Source organism: Paenibacillus algorifonticola, from assembly GCF_000971975.1.
GTDB classification, from domain to species: Bacteria; Bacillota; Bacilli; order Paenibacillales; family Paenibacillaceae; genus Pristimantibacillus; species Pristimantibacillus algorifonticola.
On record NZ_KQ040784.1, the window covers coordinates 325 to 26,891 of the forward strand.

At 49.6% G+C, this 26,567-nt stretch carries 24 protein-coding genes and 1 other RNA gene; 1 reads left to right on the top strand and 24 read right to left on the bottom strand.

The window, feature by feature from the left end; all coding sequences use genetic code 11:
* Positions 1-210: 210 nt before the first annotated feature.
* From WH37_RS05350 to rpoE, 14 genes are all read right to left on the bottom strand, one after another.
* Entirely contained in the window at positions 211-477 is a 267-nt protein-coding gene (locus tag WH37_RS05350) for a pro-sigmaK processing inhibitor BofA family protein (protein ID WP_231594132.1), read from the bottom strand.
* The gene (locus tag WH37_RS05355) at positions 474-767 is read right to left on the bottom strand and encodes a DUF2508 family protein (RefSeq protein ID WP_046229551.1); all 294 of its coding nucleotides are present in this window, start codon (positions 765-767) and stop codon (positions 474-476) included. Before WH37_RS05355 ends, WH37_RS05350 begins: the two co-directional genes overlap by 4 nt.
* A 220-nt stretch (positions 768-987) precedes the next feature.
* A complete protein-coding gene (gene recR, locus WH37_RS05360) occupies positions 988-1,587 on the bottom strand; it encodes a recombination mediator RecR (protein WP_046229552.1) in 600 nt (199 codons plus the stop codon).
* A gap of 42 nt (positions 1,588-1,629) precedes the next feature.
* Positions 1,630-1,941, bottom strand: a complete 312-nt coding sequence (locus WH37_RS05365; RefSeq protein ID WP_046229553.1) for a YbaB/EbfC family nucleoid-associated protein — start codon at positions 1,939-1,941, stop codon at positions 1,630-1,632.
* Between the two features lie 22 nt (positions 1,942-1,963).
* Positions 1,964-3,748 (bottom strand): DNA polymerase III subunit gamma/tau, encoded by a 1,785-nt coding sequence (gene dnaX, locus WH37_RS05370; RefSeq protein ID WP_046229554.1) that lies wholly within the window; start codon positions 3,746-3,748, stop codon positions 1,964-1,966.
* Between the two features lie 168 nt (positions 3,749-3,916).
* An RNA gene (gene ffs, locus WH37_RS34150) (signal recognition particle sRNA large type) lies at positions 3,917-4,184 on the bottom strand.
* Positions 4,185-4,318: 134 nt separating this feature from the next.
* Complete coding sequence (locus WH37_RS05375) at positions 4,319-4,735, bottom strand: hypothetical protein (RefSeq protein ID WP_046229555.1); 417 nt, start codon at positions 4,733-4,735, stop codon at positions 4,319-4,321.
* An 86-nt stretch (positions 4,736-4,821) separates the two neighbouring features.
* Complete coding sequence (gene rpmE / locus WH37_RS05380) at positions 4,822-5,019, bottom strand: 50S ribosomal protein L31 (protein ID WP_046229556.1); 198 nt, start codon at positions 5,017-5,019, stop codon at positions 4,822-4,824.
* Positions 5,020-5,162: 143 nt separating this feature from the next.
* Positions 5,163-6,419 (bottom strand): radical SAM family protein, encoded by a 1,257-nt coding sequence (locus WH37_RS05385; RefSeq protein WP_046229557.1) that lies wholly within the window; start codon positions 6,417-6,419, stop codon positions 5,163-5,165.
* 22 nt (positions 6,420-6,441) lie between these two features.
* Positions 6,442-7,809 carry a transcription termination factor Rho gene (gene rho / locus WH37_RS05390; protein ID WP_046229558.1) on the bottom strand — a complete coding sequence of 456 codons (1,368 nt, stop codon included), beginning with the start codon at positions 7,807-7,809 and terminating at the stop codon, positions 6,442-6,444.
* A 131-nt stretch (positions 7,810-7,940) separates the two neighbouring features.
* A complete protein-coding gene (locus WH37_RS05395) occupies positions 7,941-9,200 on the bottom strand; it encodes a UDP-N-acetylglucosamine 1-carboxyvinyltransferase (protein ID WP_046229559.1) in 1,260 nt (419 codons plus the stop codon).
* Between the two features lie 417 nt (positions 9,201-9,617).
* Positions 9,618-10,013 carry a response regulator gene (locus tag WH37_RS05405; protein ID WP_046229561.1) on the bottom strand — a complete coding sequence of 132 codons (396 nt, stop codon included), beginning with the start codon at positions 10,011-10,013 and terminating at the stop codon, positions 9,618-9,620.
* A gap of 139 nt (positions 10,014-10,152) precedes the next feature.
* Positions 10,153-11,757, bottom strand: coding sequence for a CTP synthase (locus tag WH37_RS05410; RefSeq protein WP_046229562.1), 1,605 nt, complete (start codon positions 11,755-11,757; stop codon positions 10,153-10,155).
* Positions 11,758-12,155: 398 nt separating this feature from the next.
* The gene (rpoE, locus tag WH37_RS05415) at positions 12,156-12,728 is read right to left on the bottom strand and encodes a DNA-directed RNA polymerase subunit delta (protein ID WP_046229563.1); all 573 of its coding nucleotides are present in this window, start codon (positions 12,726-12,728) and stop codon (positions 12,156-12,158) included.
* Positions 12,729-13,139: 411 nt separating this feature from the next.
* On the opposite strand from rpoE, the gene WH37_RS05420 reads away from it, so the two are divergent.
* The gene (locus WH37_RS05420; protein WP_046229564.1) at positions 13,140-14,273 is read left to right on the top strand and encodes a S8 family peptidase; all 1,134 of its coding nucleotides are present in this window, start codon (positions 13,140-13,142) and stop codon (positions 14,271-14,273) included.
* 199 nt (positions 14,274-14,472) lie between these two features.
* Here WH37_RS05420 and WH37_RS05425 read toward each other — a convergent pair whose 3' ends face one another.
* From WH37_RS05425 to WH37_RS05470, 10 genes are all read right to left on the bottom strand, one after another.
* Complete coding sequence (locus WH37_RS05425; RefSeq protein WP_052736826.1) at positions 14,473-15,852, bottom strand: ABC transporter substrate-binding protein; 1,380 nt, start codon at positions 15,850-15,852, stop codon at positions 14,473-14,475.
* A 51-nt stretch (positions 15,853-15,903) separates the two neighbouring features.
* Entirely contained in the window at positions 15,904-16,524 is a 621-nt protein-coding gene (locus tag WH37_RS05430; RefSeq protein WP_046229565.1) for a YdcF family protein, read from the bottom strand.
* 12 nt (positions 16,525-16,536) lie between these two features.
* Positions 16,537-17,934 carry an MBOAT family O-acyltransferase gene (locus tag WH37_RS05435; protein ID WP_046229566.1) on the bottom strand — a complete coding sequence of 466 codons (1,398 nt, stop codon included), beginning with the start codon at positions 17,932-17,934 and terminating at the stop codon, positions 16,537-16,539.
* Positions 17,935-17,938: 4 nt separating this feature from the next.
* Positions 17,939-18,985, bottom strand: a complete 1,047-nt coding sequence (locus WH37_RS05440; protein ID WP_046229567.1) for an SGNH/GDSL hydrolase family protein — start codon at positions 18,983-18,985, stop codon at positions 17,939-17,941.
* 392 nt (positions 18,986-19,377) lie between these two features.
* On the bottom strand, positions 19,378-21,051 hold the full coding sequence (locus WH37_RS05445; protein ID WP_143088649.1) for a pectate lyase family protein: 1,674 nt from the start codon (positions 21,049-21,051) through the stop codon (positions 19,378-19,380).
* Positions 21,051-21,926 carry an SDR family oxidoreductase gene (locus WH37_RS05450; protein WP_046229569.1) on the bottom strand — a complete coding sequence of 292 codons (876 nt, stop codon included), beginning with the start codon at positions 21,924-21,926 and terminating at the stop codon, positions 21,051-21,053. The genes WH37_RS05445 and WH37_RS05450 overlap by 1 nt, the downstream gene beginning before the upstream one ends.
* A 16-nt stretch (positions 21,927-21,942) precedes the next feature.
* Positions 21,943-22,518 (bottom strand): sugar transferase, encoded by a 576-nt coding sequence (locus tag WH37_RS05455; RefSeq protein WP_046229570.1) that lies wholly within the window; start codon positions 22,516-22,518, stop codon positions 21,943-21,945.
* Positions 22,519-22,557: 39 nt separating this feature from the next.
* Positions 22,558-23,307 carry a glycosyltransferase family 2 protein gene (locus tag WH37_RS05460; RefSeq protein ID WP_046229625.1) on the bottom strand — a complete coding sequence of 250 codons (750 nt, stop codon included), beginning with the start codon at positions 23,305-23,307 and terminating at the stop codon, positions 22,558-22,560.
* 67 nt (positions 23,308-23,374) lie between these two features.
* The gene (locus WH37_RS05465; protein WP_046229571.1) at positions 23,375-24,685 is read right to left on the bottom strand and encodes an O-antigen ligase family protein; all 1,311 of its coding nucleotides are present in this window, start codon (positions 24,683-24,685) and stop codon (positions 23,375-23,377) included.
* Between the two features lie 43 nt (positions 24,686-24,728).
* Positions 24,729-26,549, bottom strand: a complete 1,821-nt coding sequence (locus tag WH37_RS05470; RefSeq protein ID WP_046229572.1) for a polysaccharide biosynthesis protein — start codon at positions 26,547-26,549, stop codon at positions 24,729-24,731.
* Positions 26,550-26,567: the final 18 nt, after the last annotated feature.

The window sequence follows — 26,567 nt, forward strand, 5'->3', positions numbered from 1 at the left end:
AGGCGCCCAAGTAAATGCAAGTACTTTTTTTCAAAAACTTTTTCAGTGTTTTTCAACCCTGTATGCACCTGCCCTTGACGCGAGATATAGAATACCATGAACCACAAGGGCAAGTCAACCCAAAAGCAAGAAAATCAGGCAAGCCCTTATTCTAGGCTTGTCCTGATCTTCTTAAGTCCATAAACATCGCCTTCCATTGCTTCCGAATAACTAAACCATCATATGCTGCAAGCCAACAATGAGCGCAATACCCGGCACGCCGAGTACGACCACCGTTGATATGGTCGCTGGATTAATTGGGATTTTAATATCAGAAATAAGACCAGAGTAATTCAACAAATAAAGAACTGCGCAAGCACATATCAGATGTAGGGCGAAGCTTTTCGCCCATGACCATGAAAGACGATGTCGAATAATAATGGCAAGCAGCGTGATGGAGGATACAACCAGGACAACTAATAAGACGGTATTCATCATTGAACCGCCCTCCATTCCGACCAGCTCTTGCAAGCTCTTTTTGCGGTGCGGAGCAGAGAGTCATATCGCTTTTCAGCCGTAATAATTGCGTAAATCGCATAATCGATTTGGTCTTTACCCAAAGCATAGTCAAAAAAACGGTTCGCATTTTCCCATTCCAAATGGGCTTCATAAATTTCCTGGCGCAGCCGATCCGTCCACTGCAGGGCATCCATATCCCCTTGAACGCCATTAACAGACTTTTTCTCCGCTATCGTACTGCCGTTTCTCCATTTATTGAACTGCTTCATTTCCTCACGACCTCCCGCTTGTCCATTCAAGAGCCAAGGCTGCCTATATTCCATATATAAGCGGAGAGCCTTGCAAATAGAACTAGCGTCGAGATCAATCAAATCCAGCAGCTTTCTAGGACGAGAAGCAGCAATACGTTATGCACTCATATCTTATACATGCTTCTAATAAAAAAGCTGCTCCTATCGTTTTGAACGATAAGAACAGCTTTGCCTATCTTTAGCCTAGCTCTCTGCGGCCTTCCAATGCTTTGGACAGCGTAACCTCATCGGCGTATTCCAAATCGCCGCCTACCGGCAAGCCGTGAGCAATTCGAGTGACCCGTATGCCAAAAGGCTTCACAAGCCGCGATATGTACATAGCGGTCGCTTCTCCTTCGACATTCGGATTAGTCGCCAGAATAAGTTCCTGCACACGCTCATCACTGAGACGGCGCAGCAGCTCGGCAATTTTGATCTGATCTGGACCAATTCCCTCCATAGGAGAGATAGCCCCTTGCAGCACGTGATAATGTCCCATGAACTCCTTCGTCCGCTCCATCGCCACCAAATCTTTCGATTCCTGTACGACGCAAATGACGGAGTTGTCCCTGAGCTTATCCTGGCAAATACGGCAAGGGTCCGTATCAGTTATATTGCAGCAGATGGAGCAGTAAGTCAGATTGCGCTTCACGCTTACGAGCGCTTTAGCAAAATCAATGACATCGTCTTCCTTCATGCGAAGCACATAAAAAGCCAGTCTCGCAGCTGTTTTCGGTCCAATACCCGGCAGTCTGGTAAAACTGTCAATCAACTTCGCTATCGGTTCGGGATAATGCAACAGGTGTAGCTCCTTTCAAATCAGAACGAGCAGAGGCTTATTTTAGAACAAGCCTGGGATTTTCATGCCACCTGTAAATTTGCCCATATCCTGGTTCGCAACATCGTCCACTTTCGCAAGGGCATCGTTTACAGCTGTAATAATCAAATCCTGCAGCATTTCAACATCTTCCGGATCTACTGCTTCCGGTTTGATTGTAATATCAAGAACTTTTTTGTGGCCGTTTACGGTAACGTTAACTACGCCGCCGCCTGCTGTGCCTTCAACGGTTTTGTGGACAAGCTCTTCCTGTGCTTTCATCATTTGCTCTTGCATCTTCTTCACTTGCTTCATCATTTGATTCATATTGTTCATTATAATCACCTCTTATTTATAGTTAAAAATCCTCTTTCACAACGACAAGCTCTTCACCAAACAGCTTTACCGCTTCCTCTACCCATTTAGGCTGGGCTGGCGCTGCGTCCGGCATATCCGATTGCAGTTCAAACGCTTCGTCCGGGGTTCCTGAGCCATTATCTGTAGCCGACTGCCATTCTTTAATCATAACCGTCGCAAGCTGAAGCGGCTCCCCGAATACACTTTGCAGAACCCGCTCAATAATTTCTTTATGCGTCGGCTTCTCCGTTGTTTCTCTATGCATCGTGTTTTTGAAAGCAACCAATACGGTGCCATCCACAACCGATACTGGCTCACCATCCATCAACCAAGCATGGACCGTGATTTTGGTTTCCTTCACCCGCTGCAGCAGCTCGCTCCACTTCATGCGAACTTGCCCCGTTTCACTGCTGCTAGCTGCAGATAAATATGGCCCCAGCTTAACTGGCGTCCGAACAGACACCGAGTTAGAACCGCCGCTGCGGTTATTGAAGGCAGGACGATTGCCATTTGCCCCGGCCCGGGCTGCTGCGCCACCGCCAACCGCTCCTCCGCCAGCAGCCGGAACATTTTGCAACAGCTGCTCCAGCTTGCGTTCGAGCTGCTCCACTTGCTGACGCAGACGGCCCACCTCTGCGGAAGAACTCGCTGCCCCGCCAGATGGCTGGGCAGCATCCCCCGCAGAGGTTCCTTCGCGGCTATCGCCGATGGTGCAAATTTTCATCAGTGCGACTTCAAACAGTGTCTGCGACTGAGCGGCATGCTTCATTTCTGATTGATAGCTGTTCAGCGTATCAATCATGCGAAACAGGCGGTCCGGCGTAAAAGCATCCGCCATTGCCCGGAAGCGGTCTGCGTCAACGACGCGTTCCGTTGCTGCTCCGCCTTGTGGAGCAAGCTTAAGCACAAGCAAATCCCTGAAATAATAAATCAGGTTCTCCATGCACTTATCCGCACTCTTCCCCGCTTGCGTCAAGCTTTCTACAAGCGGCATCACAGCGCCAACATCACGGTCGCGAACCGCTTCCGCCAGCTCGTAGAACTGGTCGGCCGCCATTCCCCCCGTCACATCGACAGCACCGTCTAGCGTAATGCTCCCGCCTCCAAATGCTGCTACCTGCTCAAGCAGGCTGATGGCGTCACGCATGCCGCCTTCTGACAGCCTTGCAATATAAGCAATCGCATCATCTTCGGCGGCAATGCCTTCTTCCTTGCAAATCTCATGAAGCCGCTCCGACTGCTCTGCAAGCGATACCTGCCGAAAATCAAAACGCTGGCAGCGGGAAATAATCGTTGCAGGAAGCTTATGCGGCTCTGTTGTTGCTAATATAAAGATAACATGTGCAGGCGGCTCTTCCAATGTTTTGAGCAAAGCATTGAACGCCTCTGAAGTAAGCATGTGAACCTCGTCAATAATGTACACTTTATATCGCACTTCAGATGGGGCGTAGCGCACCTTATCCCGTATATCGCGAATTTCGTCGATGCCCCGATTGGAGGCAGCGTCAATCTCCACGACATCCATAATATGACCAGCTGTAATACCGCGGCATGCGTCGCATTCGTTGCATGGCTCCACTGCCGGGCCGGATTCACAATTGACTGCTTTCGCCAATACCTTAGCTGTCGTCGTCTTCCCCGTCCCACGGGGACCGTTGAACAAATAGGCATGCGAAACGCGATCCTCTTTTATCGCATTTTGCAGCGTCTGCACAATATGCTGTTGTCCCACCATGTCCCGAAACGTCTGGGGACGCCAGGCACGGTACAAGGCAATATGAGTCACATGGACCGTTCCCTTCTTGTTTCCTTACAGGAATTCTGCAAAAATACTCTATCTCTTATTATACATGATCAAAGCCTCAAGCCAAACAAAAAACACCCGCAGCACCATTCGAGTTCATCGAAAAGCGTCGCCGGTGTCTGTTAACATCCGTAATATAAAACTTTAATACCGTGCACCTGCCCTTGATTGATGTAACCCAGGCGGCACTCTTGCACCACAGCTCGAGCCAGGCACTCCCCCGGCACATGAACTAACTTACTTACGGCTGCTTCCTTCCGGACCTGACCGAGTTCACAAGCGTCCATTGCGGAGGACCCAACTGTCAACACTGCTCGCAAGCGCCAAACCCCGCATAGACATAACCTCAAACAGGAATTCAACCTCGCTAAAGCGGATTGCGAGTTACAGGGCACCGCTAACTCCCCATCTAGCACGGCAAAAATAAGTATAGCCGATATTGATACAAAGCGCAACTTTTCTCAGGACAAGACACGAAATGTACCTTTTCAGCAAGCGTGAACAGCATTGCCTTTCCTTGAAGGGAGCGCCCGTTTCACATATAAGCAGGCATTAACGGCTCGTTTTGACTCGCACCTCATAGCGCGGCATATTATATTGCAGAGTCTCCTCTGCTTTATGCTGAAGCTCCTTCACCTGCGCATCGGTCAAGCCAGGCTTTGCAGTCAGATGCACGACAAGATGCTCCCCGTTAAAATGAATCCTGCTTTTTTGGACGCCGTCCATCTTCTTGATCAACTCGCCGACGAATTTGCCGTCGGAACCATAATTTAAATACGAATGCTTATTTGGTATGTTCGGATTGCTGTTAGACAGCCCCATATAGCCGTCATGGCCATAGGATTGCATCTGCTGCTTATGGTCAGGCTGACCACAGCCAGCAAGACTTATCCCTGCCAGCAGCAAGGCGCCTGCCAACAACAGTGTGCGCGATCTTTTCGAAAGTAATATGCTCCTGCTCCATCTCATCAAAAAAACCTCCCTTATAACCATTAGAATGGCTACGGGAGGTTCTTGTATTCTGCCAAATATAGACAAAATAGACATCACAGCAATTAGATGCCGTATTTCTTTTTGAAACGATCGACGCGGCCGCCCACATCCAGGAACTTCTGCTTACCCGTATAGAATGGGTGGCATTGGGAACAAATCTCTACACGAAGGTTCGGTTTAATCGAACCAGTCTCGAAAGTGTTACCACAAGCGCAAGTTGCTGTAGTGATATGGTATGTCGGATGAATAGCTTGTTTCATCTCTTTCACCTCTTTCTGCCCTGAGCCACAGGCGGGCCCAGAATTAAGTCATACATCTCTGCATTATAGCATAGCCAAGTCCTTGTTGTAAAACACAAAAGAAGGCGCTGTCCCATACCGGAAAAACCGCTCCTTCTAGGGCATCAGGATTGAATTAAGCTCGCAGGCGGAACATGCGTGAACGAGCCAATCACAACATCTGGCAATTCATCGCGGAAAATTTCCAGCATCTGCTTCATCCCATAAATTTCGCCTTGTGCTGGCGGAATCAAGGATAAATAGCTTTCCGGGTCAATGTTCAGGTTCCGCATTTGGATGAGCTTGAGGCCGGTTCGCTTAACAAAGCCGATCATCGCCTCCATCTCTTCCTCACGATCCGTCACACCAGGGAAAATCAAATAGTTAATCGACGTATACACGCCCTTGTCCGTCGCATATTTCAACGACTTCTCTACATTGGCGAGCGTATAGCCGCGCGGCTTGTAATAGGCATTGTAATGGTCATCAAGCGCACTGATGGTGCTGACACGCATCAGATTCAGGCCCGCATCGACAATTGCACGAATGTGATCCGTCAGCCCAGCGTTCGTATTAATGTTAATGTAGCCAAGCGACGTCTGACTTCTTACCCGGCGCATCGCGTCGACAATAATGCGTACCTGCGTAGAAGGCTCGCCTTCGCAGCCTTGCCCGAAGCTGATAATGGAATCTTCATGGCGAAGATGCTCCAGCATAATCTCAGTCACTTCGTCCACCGTCGGCTTGAAATTCATCCGTGTTTGCGGAGCAACAAAGCCACTGTCATCCGGCTGCTCGGAAATACAGCCAAAACAGCCTGCATTACACGAATACGAAACCGGAACCGCACCTTCCCAGCGCTGCAGAAAGGTATTGGATGACGTCAGGCATTCGTAGCCAAGTGCACAGTTCGACAAATGCTTATATAGACGATTTTCTGGATATTTAGACGTGATGCGCTCTACTTGCTGCTTAACCTCATCGCGGTCGCAATTCAGCGGATCCCAGCGTTCCGGATCATCGCATTGCTCAGCTGCAACATAGAAGCCATTGTTTTTCCAAACGACTGCCGTATAGCCGAACAAAGGTAGCTTTTCATTCTTATCCGCTTTGACATAGCCTGGCAGCGCAAGCCGCGTATAGCCTTGCGGCAAAAGCGCGCCTACCGCCTGCTTATTGCCCGGAAGCAACTGCATTTCACCCGTATCCGGGCTCAGGCCAACCGCCTTCGTAAAAGGCAAGCTTACAAGCGTAGCCCCTTCAGGCAACGGAATCAGCTCGTCCTCCATCATTTCGACAATCATATCGCCGCTGCGGCCTAAAGCTATATAGTGAGGATGATCAAAGACATTTCCTTGCTCATCAGCATATACAAGATTCATGATGTTCTCCTTTCAGGCAGCGCTATGAGCTATGCGTCGTGCGAGGGGCTGCCGAACGGCGTCCGGTCGCTGGCGTTGATGACGACGACGAACTGGTACTGCTGCTTTTGATCCCGCTGCTGCGCTGCGGCGGCTTCGTCTCTGGCATGGAATCGAGCGACATGAGAAATTCACTATTCGTTTCGCTGTTTTTCAGCTTTTTGAGGAAGCCGTCAACGAACTCAATCGAATCGTTCATATTTTTACGAACCATCCATAGCTTCTCCAGCTCTTCCTGCGTCAGGAGCATTTCTTCTCGGCGCGTACCCGATCTGCGGATATCCAGCGCTGGGAAAATCCGGCGTTCAGCCAGTTTTCTGTCCAAATGCAGCTCCATATTGCCTGTACTTTTAAACTCTTCATAAATGATGTCATCCATACGCGAGCCTGTCTCCACAAGCGCTGTCGCGAGGATCGTCAAGCTTCCGCCCTCTTCCACATTCCGCGCCGCACCGAAAAACCGCTTCGGACGATGAAATGCAGCCGGGTCAATACCACCGCTCAGCGTACGGCCGGATGGCGGCACTACCAAGTTGTAGGCACGAGCGAGACGCGTAATGCTATCCATCAAAATAACAACATCCTTCTTGTGCTCCACCAGTCGCAGCGCTCTCTCCAGGACAAGCTCTGTTACCTTAATATGGTTTTCTGGCACTTCATCGAAAGTCGAAGCGATGACTTCGCCCTTAACCGAACGCTGCATATCTGTAACTTCCTCAGGCCGTTCATCAATAAGCAGTACGAACAGCTCAATTTCAGGATGATTGGTAGAAATGCTGTTGGCAATCTCTTTGAGAAGCAACGTTTTGCCGACTTTCGGAGGTGCAACAATGAGTCCACGCTGGCCAAGTCCAACAGGCGCAATTAAATCCATAATTCGTGTGGAAAGTTTAGAGGATGCCGTCTCAAGCACCAGTTTTTTCTGTGGAAAAAGAGGAGTCAATGCGGGAAAATGTAACCGTTCAGCTGCTAATTCAGGACTCGTCCCATTAACTGCATTTACTTGCAGCAAACCAAAGTATTTCTCCGAATCTTTCGGAAGCCGGCATTTGCCGGATACGAGATCGCCAGTACGAAGATCGAACTTGCGAATTTGGGAAGCCGAAATATAAATATCCTCTTTGCTTGGCAAATAGTTGATAGGCCTAAGAAAGCCGAAGCCTTCCGGCAAAATTTCCAGGACGCCCTGCATGAACATCAAGCCGCTTTTCTCAGCCTGAGCCCGCAATATTGCGAAAATCAATTCCTTCTTCTTGAGTTGACCATAATACGGAATTTGATACTGCTTTGCCAGCTTATACAAATCCGTCAGCTTCAACTCTTCCAGATCGGCGATCTGAAGATCTGTCATGTTCTCACCACTTTATTCAGTTTTATGATACAGCAAACCGCTATAGTCCGATCTATCAGTATATACCATAGTTGGCGCTGGCTATTCCTCATCCCAATGGACCAGCGCCAAGCTTAGGTCAGCCTGCTTATTTAGGAGGTTTCCGTCTCGCGCCACACATCAGCGCCCAGTCTTCGCAAATTATCAACCAAATGATCGTAGCCACGGTCAATATATTCCACGCCGCTTATTTCGGTAATGCCTTCCGGTACGGTCAATCCAGCAATGACAAGCGCCGCGCCTGCACGCAAATCTGCTGCTCGAACCTTAGCGGCGTTAAGCGGTCCGCCTTCAATAATGGCTGATCTTCCTTCAACACGAATGTTTGCGCCCATGCGCGCAAGCTCAGGAACATGCTTGAAACGATTGCTGTATACATAGTCGGTTAAAATACTTACGCCGCTTGCTTGTGTCAGCAAGCTTGTCATAGGAGACTGCAAATCAGTCGCAAAGCCCGGATAGACCAATGCCTTAACATCGATGGCATTGTACTTTGGAGCGCCCACGATGCGGATAGATTCATCCATTTCGTATACGGTAACGCCCATTTCCTCCAGCTTCGCCGTCATAGCTTCCATATGCTTCGGGATTACGTTGTCAATCAGGACATCTCCGCGCGTTGCCGCGGCGATAATCATGTAAGTTCCAGCTTGAATACGATCAGGAATAATAGAGTGGCGGCAGCCGTGCAGGCTATCCACTCCTTCGATCCGAATGGTTTCCGTGCCGGCCCCTTTGATTTTTGCGCCCATGGCATTGAGAAGAGTAGCTACATCTATAATTTCAGGCTCTTTTGCCGCGTTTTCTATTATCGTAGAGCCTTTGGCCCGAGAGGCCGCAAGCATAATGTTGATCGTTGCTCCTACACTTACCACATCAAGATAAATTTTCGCTCCACGCAGCTGCTTGGCAGATATGCGCATCGAGCCATGTTCATTCGTTACGGTTGCGCCTAGCGCCTCAAACCCTTTAATATGCTGATCGATAGGTCGCGGCTCAAAATTACAGCCGCCCGGCAAGCCGATTACCGCTTCTCCGAAGCGTCCTAGCATCGCTCCCATCAAATAATAGGAAGCCCGCAGCAGCTTAACCTTTCCGTTCGGCATAGGCTTGGCTTTCAGATTAGAAGGATCAATACGCATACTATCACCTTGCCAATCAATTACCGCGCCAAGATCTTGCAAAATTTCACTATAAACAGCAACATCACTCAAATGAGGCAAATTGTCCAGCACAACCTCGGACTCCGCCAGTATTGCAGCGGGAACCAACGCTACAGCGCTATTTTTAGCACCGCTGATTTGGACCGTTCCTTGCAGCGGACGTCCGCCGCGTATCATCAATTTCTCCATCAATTTTGTAGTCCTCCCGTTGTATCGAAAGAGAACAAAGGAAAAACCGCCACAGCGAGCACACGCCGCCGCATGCACACTGTTAGAAGGCGGTTCGTCATCCCGTGCTCCTGTTGTTACGCTTGATTGTTACTTCCGAACAAGCGGATTTTCTCTTGAAATACAGCTTGCTTTGCAAAGCGAGCAGGAGCCAGGTAGCTCCATGGATGAATGCCTTGTCCATTTGCTGACATAATTCTGAGAATTGCAGAGCTGCAAACCACTAGGTTCTCTATGTTTACATTTATTTTACCAATACCTGATGCGATAGACAAATGAACAGCTTGATTCTGAGCCATTATACCATAATGACGTCAGGAATGGTAAAGCTCTTTTGCCAAGGCTCCAATAATAGAATAATAAAAAAGGGCCCGCTAATCAGGACCCTATCGCGAAACGACTGCTGGAACCGCCATCTAGCTGCATGTTCACCGCTATTCGCATTTCATCAATATCAAACGGCTTGGTGAAATGCATCAAGGCTCCGAGATCGGTCGCTTCCTTAATCATATCCAGTTCACCATAGGCCGTCATCATAATGACTTTTATGTCTTTATTAATGGCTTTCACATGCTTTAAAATTTCTAAACCGTCCATACCGGGAATCTTCATGTCAAGCAGCACCAAATCAGGGCTTTCCTTCTTCACAATTTCCAAGGCAAGCTTTCCGTTGGAGGCCTGAAAAGTCGCATAACCCTCGCTGCTGAACACTTCCATCAAAAGCACACGGATTCCATTCTGATCGTCCACTATTAATAGCTTCTTTTGCTCCAAAATATAATACCTCCCACGACAGAGCGACAACAATTGGTCGGCTCTTCCATCATCGTTAATATATTCGCGGATCAAGTCGGAATATCCTTCTGCCCCAGGAAAAAAATTGGACGGTTTATACATTTATGTTACGAATACACTATCTTTCAGAAAACGCAAGCGCAGCGCGGACAAAACCACGGAACAGCTTCTGCGGACGATTAGGTCTGGAAGTGAATTCCGGGTGGAATTGAACGGCCAGGAACCAAGGGTGATCCTTCATTTCAACCATTTCTACCAGTCTGCCATCCGGCGAAGTTCCCGAAATGGTCAAGCCAGCTGCTTCCACCTGCTCGCGGAATTCATTATTGAACTCGTACCGGTGACGGTGACGCTCATATACCAGCTCATCGCCATATTCTGTAGCAGCTAGCGAACCTGGAATAAGCTTGCAAGGATATAGGCCAAGACGCATCGTGCCGCCCATGTCTTCAATGTCCTTCTGCTCAGGCAGCAGGTCAATGACAGGGTATGGCGTCGATGGGTTAATTTCCGAGCTGTTGGCGCCATCAAGGCCAACCACATGACGTGCATATTCAATAACGGCCACTTGCATGCCAAGGCAAATACCGAAGAACGGCACTTGCTGTTCGCGGGCATGGCGAATGGCAATAACTTTGCCTTCAATACCGCGATCGCCAAAGCCGCCCGGCACGAGAATGCCGTGAACGCCTTGCAAGCGGTCTGCTACATTGCTATCCGTCAGCTCTTCCGCATTTACCCAGCGAATTTTCACTTCGGAATCTGCATCGATACCTGCATGAGCAAGGGATTCCACGATGCTGAGGTAAGCATCATGCAAAGCCACATACTTACCAACGATAGCGATTTCCGTCGTTTTGTGCAACGACTTCACGCGCTGAACGAGGCTTGTCCACTCGGTCATATCCGGCTCGTTTGTGCCCAGCTTCAGATGGTTCACGACGATATCGTCGAGACCTTGCTCGCGAAGCATCAAAGGCACTTCATACAAGGTGGAAGCGTCACGGCATTCCACAACTGCATTAGCGTCAATATCACAAAACAAGGCGATTTTGTGCTTCAGATCTTCCGCCATCGCATGCTCCGTACGGCATACGATTACGTTCGGTTGGATGCCGATGCTGCGAAGCTCTTTTACACTGTGCTGGGTCGGCTTCGTTTTCACTTCGCCAGCCGCTTTAATGAATGGAATCAGCGTCACGTGAATGTACATTACGTTGTCACGGCCAATATCGCTCTTGATTTGACGAATAGCTTCCAAGAATGGCAAGCTCTCGATATCACCTACCGTACCGCCGATCTCCGTAATGACAACATCGGATGCCGATTCTTTGCCTGCGCGGAAAACACGATCCTTGATTTCATTCGTAATATGCGGGATAACCTGCACCGTTCCGCCCAAATAGTCGCCGCGGCGCTCTTTGGTAATAACGTTGGAATAAATTTTACCCGTCGTTACATTGCTGTTTTTGGACAGGTTGATATCGATGAAACGCTCGTAGTGGCCAAGGTCAAGATCCGTCTCTGCGCCATCATCGGTTACAAACACTTCACCGTGCTGATAAGGGCTCATCGTTCCCGGGTCTACGTTAATGTACGGGTCAAACTTTTGAATCGTTACTTTGAGGCCTCTGTTCTTCAACAATCGACCAAGTGATGCGGCTGTAATCCCTTTACCCAAGGAAGAGACAACGCCTCCGGTTACGAAAATATATTTTGTCACTGTGCCAATACCCTCCAAGCTCTAGTGTGTATTCCTATAGGTTTCCCAATCTATCCAATAAACATAGGCGCTTTGGCGCCACAGCGGTTTATCTGTATCATCAAACGAAAAGCGTAAGCCTTCCGTCGCCGAACTTGTTCTTCTACAAACAAAAAAAGTGACACCCGTAGAGTACGGGGCACTTTTCGTTTGGCGTATTATTAAGCGGTTGTCTTAACCGAATCTAAAGCCCATGCAATAGTTTACTCTGACGTATACAACCTGTCAAGTATAAACGGCGCTGCCTGTCGTACTTGGCGGCAGCGAGCGTTCCGCGTAGAAATAGAAGCGGTTGGATAAGAGACCTTCTTATCCTTTCTTATATTCCAAGCCTAAACGATTCATGGGTGAACAAGGACTTATTTGTCGTCCTCTTCCTCTTCATCTTCTTCAAAATCGTCCGCTTCCTCGCCGTCTTCCAACTCCTCATCCGAAACATCCTCTTCATCTTCCAGCTCTTCGCCTTCGATTCCGGTTTCTTCGTCTGCCTCGGCTTCTTCCTCAGCTTCCTCGAACTCACGATCTTCATCATAAACATCGTAGTCCTCTTCGTCCGCTGCGTAAGTTTCCTCTTCCTCATCCGCGAACAGATCATCATCATCAAGATCGTCGTCGTCGTTAATGATTCTGGAGCGTTTGGCGTTGGAAATTGGATCTTCGCTGCGCTCTACTGGATACCAGCGCTTAAGGCCCCACATATTTGTGCCGACGCAAGCGAAACGGCCGTCAATATTAATTTCAGTATATACTTGTGCAATGACCTGATTAATCCCATCCGTAGACAATCCGCGTATTTTAGCAATCTCCATCATGAGATCACGGTAGTAATACGGCGTATTAGCTGTCTTAAGAAATTCAAATGCCAAATCAACCATTGGCATTTCCTTAATCCGCTCAGGGTCCAGCTTCAAAGTGATGTTGCTGCCGCTCATATGGACACATCCTCTCTTGCCATCTTCATTCATTATCAAACTATAGTAAAACCTATTTCTTTCAAAAAAGCAAGCGTCAGCCTTTCCATTGTAGGGCTTGTCCACAAAGCTCACGCCACGATAATGAATTTATTAGCGCTAGAGCGGCTTGAACCGCTCTCCACAGCTTGGACAACATGATAAAAAGCGAAGGAATCCCTTCGCTCTGACTGTATCCATCCGGGCCGCGCTGGCCGCTAACGTTCCGGAGAGGTAAGAGCCCCATAGAACTCTTACATCATCCTATGTGCGACCGTGCATTTTGACACGGTTTCACGCCCAATTATATCAAAAAAGGCAAGTGGCTCATGCAGCTTGCTCCCCTCCGTCATACAATAGCTCAGCATCGTCCGTCGGGAGGGGACGCGAAATTTGGACACCACCGTTTTTCTCCATTGGTTGCAAGGCGCGATGGCGAGCTCGGAGCAGACGACACCAAAGCGCATTATCCGTTTTCACCAGCAGAGCGAGTACCGGCAGTTTATAAAAGACTGGTCGGAGCTTCCGGATGGCAAGGCTGCGCTTAAAGCCGTCAAACAGATGCCCATCATTCGTGCTATTTCCTGTCGTCTGCCTGTCGAAGAAACCCTCGCCCGATTCTCCACAGGGGTATGGATTGAGGATGATCGACGCATTACCATTCATGCCGCTACACCCAAATCCTTATTGTCCGAAAAAGGAATTCCTTGGGGCGTCCAGCATGTCAAAGCCCCGCAAGCCTGGGGCATGACTACCGGCCATCGCATTAAAGTTGGCGTCATTGATACCGGCGTCGATTTCAGCCATCCCGACCTGCGCCAGTCGCTGTCACGCGGCATTAATCTGCTGAACCGCAGTATGCTCCCGCATGACGATAATGGACATGGCACCCATATTGCCGGAACAATTGCAGCCGCCAATCAGATGCAGGGCATGATTGGCATCGCTCCTCGCGCACAGATCTATCCCGTGAAAGCGTTCGACCACAATGGCAGCGCCTTCGTCTCGGACATTATACTCGGCATCGACTGGTGTGTGAGAAACCGGGTTAACATTATCAATATGAGCTTCGGAATGAAAACCCGCAGCAAAGCGCTGCTTACCGCCATCACCAATGCTTATAACGCAGGCATCATAGTAGTCGCCTCATCAGGCAATGACGGCAAACGACGCTCGGTTGATTATCCGGCACGTTATCCGCAAACGATTTCTGTGGGAGCAACTACCCGGCTTAGGCGCGTCGCCCCTTTCACCAACCGCGGTACCCATATTGATATTTACGCCCCTGGCGATAAAATCATTTCCTCATGGCTGCGCGGCAAATACCATGAGATGAGTGGCACCTCCATGGCAACATCTCATGTCAGTGGTGCCATTGCACTGCTGCTCGCCTACAAACCGGGCCTATCGCCCGCCGACATTAAATGGATTCTGAAGCGATCCACCCAGCCACTGCGGGGCGGCAAAGTACAGCGGCTCACCGGAGAGCTTGATATTATGCGCATGCTGCAAGCCGCTGACCGCTGAGGCCGGCGGCTTTTCAGCTTGCCCTCTCCTATCTGTTTACTCGCTCGCTTTCCGCTTACCCATGGATCAGCGACTCCCTCGTCCAGCCTCTTCCGTCACGCTGCTGTATAAACGCAAATCAGACTGCAGCTCATGCTACAGTCTGTTTCTTTCATCTCTCACGCAGCCAGGCGCGCACAGCTCCGCAGCCTTGCTGCAATTAAGGCCTCGCTGCCGCGCTGGAAGTGGCCTCAGACGCTGCGGCAGCATCAGTCGATGTGTTGGCCGCTGTAGCTGCCGTCGGTGCTGTGGCCCCAGCTTTGCCCGCTAGGTCAGCGAGCTTGCGATTGATTTCTTTTTCAGCCTGATCCAGTATGGTCTTCGGCTTCCAGCCCTTCTCAATGCCTTTGGCGAGCAGCTCGTTCCATAGCTTCTGCACCTCATTATCCTGCGCCGTGTATTTGCGCTCATGCATCTTGCTAGCGAGCTCTACATTAAGCGGATAAACAATCTGTCCGCCTAAAAATGTCGTAGGCTGAGGCTTCTGACTGCTATTGCTCAGTACGGGAGCATATGCCGGAACCGCATTGCCGAGACCGTATTTCGCATGATCAGTTACGACATAGTTCATGAACGTCCATGCCATTTCCTTATGCTTGCCGCCGGAAGGCAGCAGAAATACCGAGCTGTTCTCCCAGCCGTTCAATTTTAGCGGCAGACGGGTTTGCCGCCACTTGCCTGCCGTTTCCGGCGCCCATTGCTCCAGAACCGAATCTCCCCAGACGCCTAGGTACACCATGGCCAGCTTGCCATCACGAACAGCCTCTTCCCCTGAATCCTCCCAGATGTTGATGCCTGGCACATGCTCCTTCATACGCTGCGTCAGGGCAATCGCCTGCTCGAAGGTATCATTATTGAAGGCGAACTGGTTGTTATCATTCACCATGCCGGTCCTTTGGGCGCTGGCAAACAGATTAATCGTCTCGCCATACCACTGCGTAATGCGAATGCCTTTATTTTGCAGCGTATTGTTCATCTTAACCCAGTTGTCTGGGTCATCCATATACGTTGCAAGCTTTTCCGGATCAGTAGGGAAGCCGTATTTTTTCAAAATGTCCTCGCGGTAGTAGGTCACCTTTGGCGATGAGGAGAGCGGCCAGCCAATAAGTCGCTTTCCGTCGAAGGAAAGGTTGCTGTCCCACAGCGTCTGACTGAAGCCAGCCTTGTATTCGCCAGCATTATAAGGAGCGTCCAGTAAATTTTCCAGCTTGTCGCTATCCCCAAAGTTCGGAAAGGCAGCGCTATCGAGCATCATAATATCTGGAGCGTTGCCTGAGGCAAGCGCTTCGGTATATTTTTTAACTTGATCGGCATAGGTGACCTCTGTCACCTTAATGGAAACCTCCGGATGCAGGTCGTTAAAGGCCTTAATGGTATCCTCCCAGCCGCCATAATACGTCCAGAAGGACAAGCTGATTTTTTCCGCAGGCTTTACAGGAGACGCTTCCGGAGAGACACCTTGCTGCTTCGTTTGGCCGAATGCCAGATAGATACCTATCACAAGCACAAGCAGCGCAAGGACCACCCACATTTTTTTCATCACAAGACCCCCATTGTAAAATCATTCTAGCTGCAGCTGTCGTTGTCCCATTCAGAATACAGCTTTATTCAAGCGTTTAAGTAGGCGTTTGGCCTCCTTCCCATCGATACCGAGCCAATTTCCACCCAGCTTGATATATTCGTTGCCGGTGATCATAAGGCTAGTTTTGCTGCTCCACCATTTGGCGGCGTTAAACTGCGGGCTTTCGTAACTGGAATAGGTGAGCCGAACGCTCCCATCCTCAAACGTTTGCTCAAAAAGATATCTCGCCCGGCGCATATGAAAATCAGAAGTGACCACAATAGCGGAGCTGAGCCCATGCTGGTCCATGAGCTCCCGTATGTAAGCCGCATTTTCTTTCGTGCTTCGCGCCTGTGTCTCCAAATAAACACCGCTTGGCGGCAAGACAGCGAGGCGAAGCTCCTCTTGAATATAATGGTCATTTGCGTTGGAAATAATGAGTGCATGGGCTCCATATTGCTGATAAATTTCCAGCCCCTTCGCCAGCCGCCCCTCCTCGCCGCTCAATACAATAATCGCCTGCGAGGCGGCAGCGTTCGGCGCAACCGCCAAAAAGTACCCGGCGCGCCATACGGCAAGCGCAAGCAAAACGAGCAGCATGCCGAGCGTCCACAAGGTGATGCGTTTCCTTCGACTCCATTGCCGCTTCACGCCTCGTCCCCCTTAAAACTGAAAATAAATAAATGGAGTAGAGGCTGTTGGCATAAGCAATAAGAGCGCGAACAGCACGAAAAATAAAATAAACAAGCCGCCAAAGGTTGTCAAATTGACGCTAGGATACGTTTTAAGCCTTACGCCGACCATATGGCCGGCCAAAACAAGCACAAGCACGAAGCCCAAATAAGGATAAAACCACATGAGGCCGCCGGTGTCGATGAGGAACATTTTGCGCAGCACCAGCCAGGAATGCTCGAAGCTTTGCGAGCGGAAAAACACCCAGGTGACGCAGACAAACACAAACGTAAGCGCCCACGCAGCGGTTCGGTACAGCCAGTGATTGATTTCCCGTTTTTTAAGTACATGGTTGAAATAAAGCTTATGAATGACGAGCGCAAGGCCGTGCAGCAGCCCCCATAATACGAAATTCCAGCTTGCTCCATGCCAAAGGCCGCCAAGCAGCATAACAAGAATGAGATTGATATTGGCACGAATCGCCCCTTTGCGGTTGCCGCCCAGTGAGAAATACAAGTATTCTCTCAGCCAGGACGACAGCGAAATATGCCAGCGCCGCCAAAATTCTGTAACGCTGCGGGACAGGTACGGCATATTGAAGTTGCGCGGAATGTCGATGCCCATACATTTTGCCGAACCGATCGCCATATCGGAATAGCCGGAAAAATCGCAATAAATTTGTACAGCATACGCAATAACTGCGAGCCATACGGTAAGTGGCGAATACTCGCCGGGACTTGCGAAAACCGGATCGACAAACATCGCCATATGGTCGGCGATAATAATTTTTTTGACCAGACCAAAGATGAATATTTGTCCGCCTTCAATTAGGTTGCTGCGCTTGATGACAATATCACGGGCCATTTGCGGCAGGAAATGCCGCGGCTTGAGAATCGGTCCTGCGATCAAATGCGGAAAAAACACGATTAACAGCGAGAAGTCCCAAATGGACGACGGCTTGATGTCTCGCTTGTACACATCTATCGTGTAGCTCATTACCTCAAACGTAATAAACGAGATCCCCACGGGCAGTACGATCGACAGCAGTGGAAACGTCATGCCAAACTGATCCAGCAAGCCGTTCGCCGAATCTATGAAAAAATTAAAATATTTGAAGAAGCCAAGAATCGTGAGATTGGCAATGACGCTGAATATGAGCCAGCGCTTGCGCACTGCTTCAACTGTCGATCGGTCAATCGACACGGCACTCACATGGTTAATAAGCGTCATCACCAGCACGAGCAGGACGAAGCGGTAATCCCATACGCTGTAGAAATAATAGCTGCCGATCAGCAAAACCGCTTTTTTCAGCGCATGTATTTTAATAGTAGATAACAGGATTAGCATTATGGCAAAAAACAGCAGATACTCCCAGCTTGAAAATATCATTTTCTCATCTTCCTTCGAAATAATTCGCTACTGCTTTGCTCACTAAATCATGCCCTGAGCTGTTCATATGCCCAGTTCCAAACGTAGTGTTGGAGAAGCCATAGGCTGGCAGCCCCGTATCCTGATAGGCGTTCACAAAATCCTGTCTCATATTCAGCATCGGAATACCTTGCTCCTCGGCTGTACGCTCGGCAATTTTTTCAAAATAACCAGGCTGCTGCTCGCCCTCTGGCGACTGAAAGTCGATTTGTGGTAAAAACACGAAAACGAGCTTTGGATATTGTTCCTTCAAAATACCGAATATCCATTTCACCAGCTGTTCATCCCCCGCTTGAGGTGTGAAGTCTGCGCCTTTCGTTTCTTCTGCTGCAGCATCGTCCTTCTCCAGCAGCTTTTGCATGTGATCGGAGCCAACGCGCACAACAGACAGCCTCAGTAAGCCATAGAGGGCTTGCAGCTTGGCCGCCACCGCATTTTTGCTAATAAATTCTTCATTAAAGACAAGCTTGTATGAGTCTCCGTCCTTCGTGGCATAGTAGCTGGAATTTTCACCATACAAATCCTTGAGATCATTCTCATTCATCTGAATGACAACGGCGTCGGGATCGACACGCTTCTCGTAGAATTCCGCCAAGTAGGCATAATGCGCAGGTGAAGCGGAGCTGCGCCCGGCATCGTAGGTCATGACCTTGCGTGAATCCAGCTCGGGCATCCGTGTCTGGACTTGGCGAAAAAACTTCACTTGATCACCCACTTGAAGCGCTTCCGTATAGGAGTCGCCCAAAAACAAAATCCGGTATTCTGCCTTGCGGGCAGCGGCCGTCTCCTTCGGATCGGGGAAAGGCTGCGCGATGGCGCCTTCCGCATAAATTTTAGTGATGCCGTAGCCTTCCTGCCCGTTCACATACAGCCCTGGGTTCAAGATGCGCCCTAGTTCCGGATGCTGCTGGAAGCCTGTCGTACGAATCGTTGTAACCTCCAAAATGCCTTCCCAGGCGACCAGCGCAACAAGCAAAGCCAGCAGCGCTTTACCCGCAAGTTTGTACCTCATTATTCCCACACCCCATTATTAATCTCCCGCATCCACGCCGCCTGGCCCATAGCAAGGCCAGCAAACTATCTTTGTCTTGGTTTTAATCTTGGTCTTTGATCTTGGTTTTTCACTATAAAATCAGCAGCAACGCGCACTGATGGTATAGGTCTTTCTGCTTTAAGGTTTTAATGAAGGGTTTTTAGAGAATATGGTGAAGGAAGGCGGAGCGGAGCGGAAAGGTTGAGTTAAAGCTTTCCGAAGGAAAGCAGCTTCGTAAGCAAGGTGAGCGCCCGTCTTTGTGTGTTGATTTCTACCTTTGGAGAAGGTAATAGAAGAAATCAACGCACAACAACGGTCGTAAACCAACCTTTCCACGCAGCGCAGCCCTCTCTTCACCAAACCAAGCTCTATTATCCGCCGCTATAAACCGCCGGATAATCGGTGGATCTCGTAAAAATACCAAACGAATTAATAACCGCCTTGCCGCTGCCAGCCGTAACGCCGACCCAAACCTTTTTCACATTATCCTTCACGTCGAAGTAGACCGGGTCTGCCATATCGCGAGCGGACATATAAACACCGCCGAACGTATCTGCAAAATAAAAGCTGTTGTTGCTCATGCCGCGAAGCCAATTGCCCGAGCCGCTCAGCAGCTTGCCATTTTTGTCATAGCCGCGAACAATAACCCGTCCGCCCAGCTCATTCTGCGCCGCCCGCTTAATGACGAACTGCTTGACGACCGAGACATCGATCATTGCCCCCACAGCCACACAGCCATTTGCGAAAGTAACAAAGCCTTTACTGCTGCTGATGCAGTCAAAATTATTCGTCGCCGTAGGCTCGCCACCCTTATTGCTCAGAAAGGACATGCCATCAAGCGAGGCTGCTGTATTCGACTTGTTCCAGCGCTCCGACAAATTAAACGATTCGCGCAGCGTGAACTGGTCAAAAAAGCTCGATTCCTGCGTCGTTACAATTTGATTGCCGAACTCCGATTGGTCATCCAGCTTAGCGTCGCCGTAGCTGACATTAAAGCTGTTGTTGTTGCTTTTATTTTTCAACCGGGCCATATAAATGCCGTTCGTCTCATTGCGAACATAATCAAACGTATTGTTCAATCCATGTTCAATGACGATCGGCACGCTCTCGGCAGAGCCCTTCGTATTTCGCTGATTCAACTCAAAGCTAGGCTTTACGAATACATTGTTGTTATTATTCTTATAGGAGCCATCCTCCGTCGTAATGACAATGCCATATCGGCTCTGCGACGTATTGTTGCCGCTCCAAACCGCGAAGTTGCCGCCCGTATACAAGTTTTCATTGTTCCAGCCCGATACTTTGGCTTTATTTCGCTTGTTCGTCACTTTAAGACCGATTTGGTTGGAGGTGATTTTGCCAAGCCGAATGTCATTGTAAGCGAAGCCTGTCCCAATCCCGATTGTCTCTACGCCAATGGAGAAATTTTCGGCACGCTGAATGTGAATACCTGAATTGTTGGCATTAATAATCCGAATGCCGATGGCCTTGTGCGACTTGTCCTTGGACCAATCGACCAGCTTGCTTCGCCGTACATTAAGGCCGCTGTATTCAGCTCCCGTTACTGTACTTTCCTCGCCCAGCGTCAGAAAAGGCACATAGGCCGTTCCGGTATAAATGAGTGGGGCACGCTGATCCACCGAAATATTCGCTGGAATCACGATTGCCTTGGAGGAGCGGAATTCAGTTAGCTCCGGGAAAAGCAGTGTGACTTGCCGTCCCTTATCCCGCAGCGCCTTTGCCTTGGCAATCGCTTTGGAAATCCCGTTCCAATCATCCTTTTTCCCGTTACCTACTGCACCGTAATCCACTACATTGATATAAGCGGCATCTGCACTGCTTGTCGCTGCAGCGGCGCTCGCCACTGGATTCCCCTCTACCTCCAAATGAAAGCCTGTGCTTCCACTTTCATTAGAAGAGGTCGGCACCTTATCCGACTTCAGCGACGGCAAAGCCAGCGCGGCCAAAATGACAACCAACAAACTAATTCCCCAAATCCAGCTGCGTCTCATCATGTTGTTGTTTCCCTCTCTCGTGAATCGACTCATTATATCGTCCCCTGCTTGCGAAGCGCGGCAACTTCCAGCACGATGGCTTCATCGAAGGCAATCGGCTTGAAATCCAGCTCTTTCGCCGCTTTGGAGTAGTCAAAGTTTTTATCCTCGTTCAGACGGAGAACCTTCTCATAATTAATGATCCGGTTCGGTATTTTCTCTCCGATTCGGCCAGCGAGCAGGGCAAGCTTATAAGGAATATGCAAAAATACAATTTTCTTGCCCATCGCCCCAGCGATCAGGCTAAGCAGCTCCTTGTATTTCAGCGGCGCTTTGCCCGCGACATCGTATTCTTGGCCGCGCGTCAGCTCCTCGCGATTCAGCATCGAAACGAGCACCTTCGCCAAATCATTGGCGTAGATCGGATGCATCAGGCCATCCCCTGCTCCCAAAATCGGATAAACGGGAAAACGCTTCATGATTTTGACGAGCATATGGATGTTGCCATCCTGATGATTGCCGCAAATCATCGACGGACGAATAATCGTATAGGTCAGACCGCTGGCACGCAGCATCTGTTCATTTTGCAGATCAATATGCGATGAGCTCTTGAACTTGCTGTATATCCCTGTGCTGTTCACGTAATAAATGCGCTGAATGCCATGCTGAAGGCAAGCATCAAGCACATTTTTGAGTTGATTGCGCGGCGCTAGATGCAGTACCTCCGTAATGCCCTCATGGCCGAGAGCCTTCCGCACATCGTCTGCATCACGCAAATTGCCGTAGACGAAACGCTCGCCGTTCTTCATCCAGGATACATCGCTTGATTCCCTGACCATGTAGCATACTTGATCGCGCTTAAAATCCCGCTGAATCTGCTCATATAGAAATCGGCCCGTCAGCCCTGTTATGCCCGTTACCAGAATCATTGCTCTTACCTCCGCCTTAAGCTTTAATATCGCTTGCTTTGAATACTTTGAAAATAGTGATGAATATAATTTTGATGTCAAAGCTGAAGGACATCTGCTGCAAATAATGCTCGTCCAGACGAACCTTCTCGTCATCGGAGATCGAATCCCGGCCCGACACTTGGGCGTAGCCCGTCAAGCCCGGCTTAATATCATTGATTTTACGGTCATTGCGCTTCTCAATTAGGGAATACTGATTATACAGCGCGGGCCTTGGGCCGACGACCGACATTTCCCCCTTCACGACGTTAATGAGCTGAGGCAGCTCGTCTAGGCTTGATTTTCGCAAAAATCTTCCCGTTTTCGTTATGTAGGATGCTGGATCTTGCAGCAAATCCGTTGCTACGTTCGGCGTATCCGTCCGCATGCTGCGGAACTTGTAAATCGCGAACAGCTGGTTATTTTGCCCCATCCGCTGCTGTACGAAAAATACGGGTCCCCGTGATTCCAGCTTAATCAAAATCGCCACCACCAGCATAACCGGGCTGAACACAATTAGCGCGATGCCAGCGGAAATAAAATCGAATGCTCTTTTCCAAAACTGATTGTACATGCGTTTTTCGCTCCTCCCCACACTATACGACATCTATCTCTACAATCTCTTAAACACGGCGTTTTTAACGTAATTCATCAGGCACCATAATGCTTTAAAAGGATTTAGCTTCTCAACGTCGCGGTACAAGCGCCACATTTTGTAGACGGCTTTGATTTTATTGTTCGAGATCGAGCCTTTCACGAGGCGATAATAGCTCAGCTCGACGGGCAGGCCGTAGGCCAAATGCCCTTTTTTCAAAATCGACAGCCACATGCCCGTGTCCTGCTTCGCCCGAATGTTCGGCATTTGCACCTGACCGAGCTTATGCCGATCCAGCATGACGGTGAGGCAGCCGATAATCGTATTTTTCAATAGCGTATCGTAATTAATAGAAGGAACAACTCCGATAACACGCTCCGTCAGCTCCCCCTCCTCCGACATGACACGGTAGCTCGTGAAGGAGAAACCAACATCCTGCGTACGCATAAAATCAAGCTGCAGCTCCAGCTTCGTCGGGAGCCATAAATCATCGCTGTCCAGAAAAGCGAGGTAACGGCCCCGCGACATATTCATCGCTGTATTGCGGGCTACCGCCGCTCCGCTGTTCTTTTGTAGGCGGTGCAGCTTAATCCGGCTGTCGAGCGCGGCTTCCGCTTCAATAATCTCGCAGGAATTGTCCGAGGAGCAATCGTCTACGATAATCATTTCCCAATCCGTAAACGTCTGGGCTTTGACCGAAGCAATCGTTTCCTTTATAAAACGCGAGCAGTTGTAGGACGGCGTTACAATCGTAACGACCGGGTCCATCAGATTAGACACGAATATCCCTCCAGCTTATCATTAGAGAACTTGCGGCGTGGGCAGGCATAGCTGCCTACTTTCTGAATAAATCCAGCGGCTTTCGCTCTTGCAGCGTAGCATAGGGCAGCAGCCAGGCTATCGCTACGTAACAGAACAACAATCGGTTCTCATTCAAATCGCCTGACACATTGGCGTTCAGAAATAGGAACACCACCGAGAAAACAGTAACCAAAGTGAAGCGGTCTATCATTTTTCCAGCTATAAAGTGCGCAGCTGCTCGAATCGCTCCCCAAAAAATCGCCAGAAACAGCAATACGCCGGCAAGCCCAAGCTCGCTCCACAGCTCGAGAAAAATATTATGCGGATAATTCGAAACATCCTCATGGGCGAAAGCAATCGTAAAGCTGCCAATCCCGCCGCCGAAGAAAAAATGATCCTGAATCATTTGCCATGCCACCGCATAACGCTCGACTCGTCCCTCCGCCGACTCTCCGCCCCCCGGCTGATTAAACAACACCGAGATCCGGTAAATGAATGTGTCCATGACGCCAGAAGCCACGAGTGGTACTGCGAGCACAGCGAGCAGCAAAATAATTGAAAAAAGCGTGCCTACTCCTTTGGAGAAGGTGATTTTGCCCCGATTCACTTTCACGGACAGGAACATGATCAGCACGATTGTTCCAACTAGCGTAATAAGCGGCGTCCGGGCGCCGCTGACAGCAACCGATAGAAAGGTCAGCGCCAGAAACAGGCTGGCGAGAATTTTGGCCGGTGTCCTAAGCAGCGGATTGTATAAATATAAACCGATCAAGGCGATGACCGCGATGCCATTCGTTCGTCCAAGCGAGAGATAATCCGAGCCCAGCACCTCAATCTGCCCGATGAATTGACCGGCTTGCAGCTTCTCCAAAAACATCTGCAGGCAATAGAAGGTCATCAGCGAGGAGACGGCAATAATGCCGACGAAAAATCGCTCCAGCCCTTTTTTATCACGAATAAGCAAAAAAGGTCCGATGAAGGACCAAGCGGTCAGCAGCACAAAACGGGATGTTTTCTGAATCGCGAATGAATAGCTTGTTGAATAAGAAAAGCTGAACAAAATATAGCCAAGCAGCAGCACAAACAGCAGCAGCGGGATTAGCGCCGGCTTCGGAAGCTCTTGGGATTGCATAAGGCGGATAAAATAAAGAAACATCGTGACAGCCATTAGAAAAAAGGTTAAGTCAACGGGAAACGGAATGCCCGATTTAATATAGCCGGATAATAAAAATACGCCCAGCAGAAATTCCCCTGACGCCAATATCGCAAACGGGGCAGCCAGCGCCCCCCACTTCCGCCCGGCGCCAGGCAAGAGCGTGGCCCCAAATGTGCTTGATTTTAACATCAGTGACCACCCTCTCTTTCCTTAATAAAAGTATGCAGTAAAGCTATACGGCACTGCGATTCTGCGATGCGATCGTCCGTTTCACGAAGGATTTAACCTCCGACAAATCAGAACGGATAATGCCTTCCAAATGCTGAAGCTCCAGCATGACCGGCTCAATATCCTGCGCCATTGGCTTGCCGATGAAAATGCGGTTGTTCAGCGTAGCCGACATGCCTTCGGCATCGGTCAGCAGCTCTTCATACATTTTCTCGCCCGGACGCAGGCCGGTGAATTTAATGTCAATGTCGCGGTACGGCTCGAAGCCGGATAAGCGAATTAAGTCTTTGGCCAGCTCGTAAATTTTAACGGGCTTGTCCATATCGAGAATGAACACCTCGCCGCCCTTGGCGAAGGCGCCTGCTTGCACGACAAGCTGGGAAGCTTCCGGTATCGTCATAAAATAACGAATCATTTCCGGATCCGTTACCGTAACTGGGCCGCCCTCGGCAATTTGTGCCTTGAACAGCGGAATGACGCTGCCCCGGCTGCCCAATACGTTGCCGAATCGCACGGCTGCAAATTTCGTATTGCTATAAAAGCTGATCGACTGCACGATAATTTCTGCTACGCGCTTCGTCGCTCCCATGACACTTGTTGGGTTGACTGCCTTGTCTGTCGAGACAAGGACGAACCGCTCTACGCCGTGCTGGTCACAGGCTTCGGCTACATTTTTCGTACCCATAATATTGTTCATGACCGCCTGCTTCGGATTGCGCTCCATCAAGGGAACATGCTTGTGAGCAGCGGCGTGGAATACGACTTGGGGACTGTATTCGCCAAACAGCGCGAACAGCGTTTCACGGTCTTGTACATCAGCGATAATCGCCTCCGTCTGCAATTCCTTAAACGTCTTGCTCAGCTCCATATCAATTTGATAGATGCTGTTTTCCCCATGACCGAGCAGCAGCAGCTTGCCTGGCTTAAACGGCGCAATTTGGCGGCATAGCTCTGAACCAATAGAACCGCCCGCTCCCGTCACCAGTACAACCTTGCCTTCCACGTAATTCGCGATGCCTTCGAGGTCGATTGCCACTGGGCTTCTGCCGAGCAAATCTTCTACTTCGACATTACGAATCGATGATGCCGTCACTTTGCCGAGAATAATGTCGTCCAGCCGCGGCACGATTTTGAGCTCGCAGCTCGTTTCCTTGCAGAGATTGATAATATCGGAAATATCCTTCTTGCTTGCTGCCGGAAGCGCAATAATGATGTGGTTGATCTCATGCTTCTCCACAACTGCGGCGATATCATTACGATTGCCCAATACGCGAAGGCCGCCAACGCGGTTGCCCCGCTTCTGCTCATCATCATCGATGAAACCAACTGGATAGCTGTTGTTGATGTATTTGTTTTGCTTGATTTCCTTGGCCACCATCGAGCCGCAGTCGCCCGCGCCGATAATCAATACCTTGATATCGCCGGTCCCTTTTTTGTTGTAGGTATCGCTTTTGAGACGCAGCGCGAAGCGCGTGCTGCCTTTGACGATTAGCGAGGACTGGAAAATGAACAGCAGCAGGACCAGATCCATCCATTCCCAATTCAGAATGCTAAACAACAGTCCGCTAACGACAACCCCTAACGTGACCGCTTTGAAAATCGACACAAGCTCGCCGACGCTCGAATACTTCCATATTCGCTGGTACAAATTGTAACGAAGCATGAATAAAATCGTTGATGCCGACAGGACAGGCGCAAAAATAAGCACCGCACGCCAGTAGCTCGCTCCTTCGCCTTCGTACATTAAAGCGAAGCCGATAAACGTAATGAGCGTGCATGTGATAATATCAACGAATAATAAGAGTGGAATTCTTTTTTTCCACATCTCTCTTCTCTCCTCCTA

Bases quoted from the DNA above. Each gene is read 5' to 3' on its own strand.
- WH37_RS05455 (WP_046229570.1), bottom strand. From the start codon at position 22,518: ATGTACAATCAGTTTTGGAAAAGAGCATTCGATTTTATTTCCGCTGGC.
- WH37_RS05470 (WP_046229572.1), bottom strand. From the start codon at position 26,549: ATGTGGAAAAAAAGAATTCCACTCTTATTATTCGTTGATATTATCACA.
- rpmE (WP_046229556.1), bottom strand. From the start codon at position 5,019: ATGAAACAAGCTATTCATCCGACATACCATATCACTACAGCAACTTGC.
- WH37_RS05355 (WP_046229551.1), bottom strand. From the start codon at position 767: ATGAAGCAGTTCAATAAATGGAGAAACGGCAGTACGATAGCGGAGAAA.
- WH37_RS05365 (WP_046229553.1), bottom strand. From the start codon at position 1,941: ATGAACAATATGAATCAAATGATGAAGCAAGTGAAGAAGATGCAAGAG.
- WH37_RS05445 (WP_143088649.1), bottom strand. From the start codon at position 21,051: ATGAGTCGATTCACGAGAGAGGGAAACAACAACATGATGAGACGCAGC.
- WH37_RS05395 (WP_046229559.1), bottom strand. From the start codon at position 9,200: ATGGAGAAATTGATGATACGCGGCGGACGTCCGCTGCAAGGAACGGTC.
- WH37_RS05425 (WP_052736826.1), bottom strand. From the start codon at position 15,852: ATGAAAAAAATGTGGGTGGTCCTTGCGCTGCTTGTGCTTGTGATAGGT.
- WH37_RS05350 (WP_231594132.1), bottom strand. From the start codon at position 477: ATGATGAATACCGTCTTATTAGTTGTCCTGGTTGTATCCTCCATCACG.
- WH37_RS05465 (WP_046229571.1), bottom strand. From the start codon at position 24,685: ATGTTAAAATCAAGCACATTTGGGGCCACGCTCTTGCCTGGCGCCGGG.
- rpoE (WP_046229563.1), bottom strand. From the start codon at position 12,728: ATGAGCGGCAGCAACATCACTTTGAAGCTGGACCCTGAGCGGATTAAG.
- rho (WP_046229558.1), bottom strand. From the start codon at position 7,809: ATGACAGATCTTCAGATCGCCGATCTGGAAGAGTTGAAGCTGACGGAT.
- WH37_RS05460 (WP_046229625.1), bottom strand. From the start codon at position 23,307: ATGGACCCGGTCGTTACGATTGTAACGCCGTCCTACAACTGCTCGCGT.
- WH37_RS05440 (WP_046229567.1), bottom strand. From the start codon at position 18,985: ATGAGGTACAAACTTGCGGGTAAAGCGCTGCTGGCTTTGCTTGTTGCG.
- WH37_RS05450 (WP_046229569.1), bottom strand. From the start codon at position 21,926: ATGATTCTGGTAACGGGCATAACAGGGCTGACGGGCCGATTTCTATAT.
- WH37_RS05385 (WP_046229557.1), bottom strand. From the start codon at position 6,419: ATGAATCTTGTATATGCTGATGAGCAAGGAAATGTCTTTGATCATCCT.
- WH37_RS05375 (WP_046229555.1), bottom strand. From the start codon at position 4,735: ATGAGATGGAGCAGGAGCATATTACTTTCGAAAAGATCGCGCACACTG.
- WH37_RS05435 (WP_046229566.1), bottom strand. From the start codon at position 17,934: ATGATATTTTCAAGCTGGGAGTATCTGCTGTTTTTTGCCATAATGCTA.